Annotated in this window: 2 protein-coding genes; one reads left to right on the forward strand and one right to left on the reverse strand. The window is 77.3% G+C overall.

All coding sequences use genetic code 11. From position 1 onward, the window contains the following. Positions 1-583, forward strand: a 583-nt coding sequence (locus tag ICW40_RS19920) for a GNAT family N-acetyltransferase (protein WP_221655720.1), incomplete at its 5' end; no start/stop codon positions are given. A gap of 188 nt (positions 584-771) precedes the next feature. On the opposite strand, the gene ilvA is transcribed toward ICW40_RS19920, so the two are convergent. Then, positions 772-1,976: threonine ammonia-lyase (ilvA, locus tag ICW40_RS19925; protein WP_260459502.1), on the reverse strand; the 1,205-nt coding region annotated here is incomplete at its 5' end.

Raw genomic sequence — 1,976 nt, forward strand, 5'->3', positions numbered from 1 at the left:
GGACGACGTCGTGCCCGGCGACGCGGCGCGGGACGACGTCGCGCCCGGCGTCCTCGTGCCGGGCGTCGTCGTGCGCGCGGGGGTGCCCGACGACGCGCCCGCGCTCGCTCGCGTGCATGTCGCGGCCTGGCGCGGCGCCTACCGCGGCCAGATGCCCGACGCCTACCTCGACGGCCTCGACGTCGAGCGCTGGACCGAGGGCTGGCGGCGGATGTTCGCCCAGGGGCGTGCCGAGCACCTCCACGTCGCCGAGCTGGACGGCACGCTCGTCGGCTTCGTCGACGTCGGCCCCGAGCGTGAGCCCGCGCCCGAGGACCCGCCCGGGCGGGGTGAGCTGTACGCGATCAACGTCCACCCCGACGCGTGGGGTGCGGGCGCGGGGCCGGCGCTGCTCGCGGCGGCCCACGCCCGGCTGCACGCGCTCGGCTTCGGCGAGGCGGTCCTGTGGGTGCTGCCGGGGAACCCCCGCGCGCGCCGCTTCTACGAGCGCGCCGGCTGGCACGACGACGCCGTGGAGAAGGACGCGGTGATCAACGGCGCCGCGATCACCGAACGCCGCTACGCGCGCACCCTCCCCGCCTGAGCCGCCAGGCCCTGAGCGCCCGCCGGCCACCGGGCACCCCGCCGCCGGCCCCCCAGCACACCGGAGCGTTCTCGTGGTGACACGCCGCGTGTCACCACGAGAACCCTCCAGTCTGCGGAGGGGGTGGTGTGGCCGGAGGGTGGCCCGAGGGCCGGCGGGCGCGGTGGCCCGGGGCTGGGTGGGGTGGGTCAGCCGTCGGTGAGGCGGTAGCCGGCCGCGCGGAGGTGGTCGACGACCTGGGCGCAGTGGTCGGGCCCGCGCGTCTCGACCTGCACGCCGATCTCGACCTCGTCGATGCCGAGGTTCAGCGCCGTGCGCACGTGACCCACGTGCATGACGTTGCTGCCCGTGGCCGCGAGGTCCCGCAGCAGCGCGGCGAGCGCTCCGGGGTGGTCGTCGATCCGCACCCTCATCGACAGGTAGCGGCCCGCCGAGGCGAGCCCGTGCCGGACCACGCGCAGCAGCACGAGCGGGTCGATGTTGCCGCCGGAGAGCACGACGACCGCGGGCGTCTCCACCTCGAGGCCCGCCATGAGCGCGGCGACGCCCGCCGCACCCGACGGCTCGACGAGCATCTTCGCGCGCTCCGCGACCAGCAGCAGGGCCCGCGAGAGGTCCTCCTCCGAGACGGTGCGCACCGGCACCCGGTGACCGTGCAGCAGCGCGAACGGCACGTCGCCGGGCCGCCCGACGGCGATCCCGTCGGCCATCGTGCTCATCTGCCCCGCCGGCACGGGGCGCCCGGCCGCGAGGGACGCCGGGTAGGCGGCGGCCCCGGCCGCCTGGACGCCGACCACCTGGACGTCGGGCCGGTCCGCCAGCGCTGCGACGATGCCCGCGGCCAGTCCGCCGCCGCCCACGGGCACGACGACCGTCCGCACGTCCGGAACCTGCTCGAGCACCTCGAGCGCCACGGTCCCCTGACCCGCGACGACGTCGGCGTGGTCGAAGGGGTGGATGAGGACGGCACCCGTGCGCTCGGCGTGCGCCCGCGCGGCGTCGAGCGCCTCGTCGACGCTCGAGCCGGCCGTCTCCACGGTGGCGCCGTACTCCTTGGTCGCGGCGACCTTGGGCAGTGCCGCCCCGACGGGCATGTAGACGGTCGCGTGGACGCCCAGCAGACGCGCGGCGAGCGCGACGCCCTGCGCGTGGTTGCCGGCGCTGGCGGCGACGACGCCCCGCGCCTTCTCCTCGTCCGCGAGGCGCGCCATCCGCAGGTACGCGCCGCGGATCTTGAACGAGCCGGCGCGCTGGAGGTTCTCGCACTTGAGCAGCACGGGCCCGCCCGCGAGCGCGCTCAGGGCGCGGCTCGACTCGACCGGCGTGCGCAGCACGACCCCGGCCAGCTCGGCGGCCGCGGCCGCGACGTCGGCCGGTCCGACCGGGTCCGCGG

This window comes from Actinotalea ferrariae, from assembly GCF_019733465.1.
Lineage (GTDB): Bacteria > Actinomycetota > Actinomycetes > Actinomycetales > Cellulomonadaceae > Actinotalea > Actinotalea ferrariae_A.